Annotated in this window: 2 protein-coding genes and 1 pseudogene; all 3 read right to left on the bottom strand. The window is 66.3% G+C overall.

Annotation, left to right across the window (positions count from 1 at the left end):
- Nucleotides 1-133 precede the first annotated feature (133 nt).
- Nucleotides 134-820, bottom strand: coding sequence for an alpha/beta fold hydrolase (locus ACFYZE_RS36060; RefSeq protein WP_389003920.1), 687 nt, complete (start codon nt 818-820; stop codon nt 134-136).
- A 139-nt stretch (nt 821-959) separates the two neighbouring features.
- Nucleotides 960-1115, bottom strand: a pseudogene (locus tag ACFYZE_RS36055) (IS630 family transposase); the annotation flags it as partial.
- 155 nt (nt 1116-1270) lie between these two features.
- Nucleotides 1271-2089 (bottom strand): alpha/beta fold hydrolase, encoded by an 819-nt coding sequence (locus tag ACFYZE_RS36050; protein WP_389003917.1) that lies wholly within the window; start codon nt 2087-2089, stop codon nt 1271-1273.
- Between the last annotated feature and the right edge of the window lie 254 nt (nt 2090-2343).

Genomic DNA, 2343 nt, shown 5'->3' with positions numbered 1-2343 from the left:
GTATTTGCGTGGTGCTGGCACTGCTCGTGGTTCTCCTTCGGGCCAGGATCATAAGCCTGGTTTCAGGGACTCCACGAATCCGGGGTCAGCTCACCTGGCGTGTTGCGCTGGGGCCGGTCGTTGTCGGCTTGCCCTAGGCGTCGAGGGACTCCGCGGCCTCACGGATCACATCGAGGACGAAGTCAGGATGCGAGAGCATGGGAACGTGGCTGCTGTCCACGGAACGGATGTGGGCACCCATGCGCTCGGCGGCGGACCGCTCCAGGTCGGGAGGCACGGTACGGTCGTTGTTGGCGACAATGAACCAGCTTGGCTTCGTCCGCCAGGCGGTGCCGGGAACCTGCTGGTTGAACAGGTCCGCCACTGGCACAGCGCCCGTCGCAAGGACGAGCTTCTGCTCCGCTTCCGGGAGGTCGCCGCAGAAGTGCGGGACGCCTGAGGGCTTGAGCCACACGCGGCCGTCAGCGACGTCCACGTGCTCGAAGATGGGCGTGCGGGGGAATTTGTCCAGCTGTTCCTGCGACGTCTCGTTCTCGTCCGGGGCGAGCGCGGCGATGTACACCAGAGCGCCGACGCGGTCGTGGGTGCCTGCTTTGGTGATCAGGGTCCCACCGTAGGAGTGACCGACTAGCACGATCGGGCCGGGGACGTGGTTGAGCGTGAAGTTGACGCACGCGACGTCGCTTTCGAGCGAGTCGAGGCCGTGCTGTGAGGCGAAAACCTCGTGCCCTTCAGCCTGGAGCGTGGGGATGAGCTTGTTGAAGCACGACCCATCCGCCCAGAGTCCGTGGGCGAAGACAATGCTGGGCTTGCCCGCCATGGCATTTCCTCCTACGGAGAGGTTAAATATGTAACATTGCAGCACATTGTCCGTTTAGTGCCTATTTTTGCGTGATGGCTAGGCGTGTCGCCCCATCCCAATCGTTGGGCCTACGAGGTTGAACGTGTTGTCGTGGTGGTCATGTGTTGATGGTCAGGCCCGTTTCGGCGAGGCAGCCGTCTATGAGGTCGCCGCGGTACTGGATGTGGCGCAGGCCGCGCCGGATGCGCTGGATGAGGTGTTCCGGCGCGCTGAAAGCGACGTTGGAGAGCCAGCGCCCGCCGCCACCTCGCCGTCACCGACCTGACGGCCCTCCGCCTCACCGGCCAGCCACCATCTCCTGGCGCGACCCGACACCCTGGGACCAAACACTGATTCCGGGATGAAACATCGGGAGAAAACGACCTCTTTCAGCGCCACCTGGCTGACCGTCAGTCCGCTGGTCTGTCTTCAGCGCCCCCCGCGGTCGAGGGCGGCGACCTCGCGTACGGCCCCGGCGATGGCCTGGTAGTCCTTTCTCAGGATCGCACCGTGGTTGCTGGGGACCTTCGCGCCGACGCGGATGTTGGCGTTGCGGGCGGTCACTGCATCGAGGCCGGCGCGTATCCGTTCCTGCTCATCACCGTGGCTTCCGAAGGACGTGCCCGAAGCGACCACGTACCGCACCGGCACGGCGATGTTGTCCAGCACCGGTCCCAGCTCGCTCTCGCGGGAGAGCCTGCCGAGCTCGATGTTGCTGTTCGCCTGTTCTTCGGCGGTCATCCGCGGGGTCAGGCCGGTCGGGCGCAGTAGCGGCGTGAACCAGCCCATCCGCCGAAACAGCTTCCGGATTCGCTGCTCCATGGCATCGTCGAGCCAGTCGTGCGGGAACGCGCCGTCGACCAGGACCGCGCCCAAGGTACGGGCCGGATTACGGTCGGCCCAGTGCGCCGCGACGACCGCTCCGTAGGACCAGCCCACCAGCAGCGCCCGGTCCACGGCCCTGGCCGCGAGAACGGCGTCGACATCGTGTACGGCGGCCTCGAAGGAATAGTCCGCCGAACGCTTCGACTTCCTGCCGCGGGCCCGCTCGTCGTAGGTGATGTGCCGCCACTGTGTTCCCAGTTCGGCGATGACCCGCCGCCAGTAGCCCTGGGTGGCGAACTGGCCGTTGAGGTAGATCACGGGGATCCCGGGGCCGCCGCTGTCGGTGACGGCCAGGGCCGTGTCGTCGACCGGCACCATGCCGGTCCACTGTGCATGTGTCGAGAAGGTGCTGTTCTTCCTCATGGGTTCCCCCTGGTCGCGTGAAGCGTCTTGTTCGACTTCTCCGGGCGCTGCGCGGGAGCGCGGGCCCTTGGGAACGGGCGGCCGGGTCGTCGGCCGTGACCGAGAGGATCGCGGTCGCTGCCGGCCCGGCCGGACAGTCCTGGCTCTGCTCGTTGGAGGCTGCGGATCTACAGGCTGCGGGCGGTGATGTCGCCGTGGGAGGTGGTGGCGCGGATGTCGAGTTCGGTGGTGCCGTCGTTCTTGAGGGCGTTGCT

The sequence above is a fragment of the Streptomyces sp. NPDC001796 genome (genome assembly GCF_042892355.1).
GTDB lineage: Bacteria > Actinomycetota > Actinomycetes > Streptomycetales > Streptomycetaceae > Streptomyces.
This window is presented reverse-complemented; position numbering and strand designations above follow the sequence as displayed.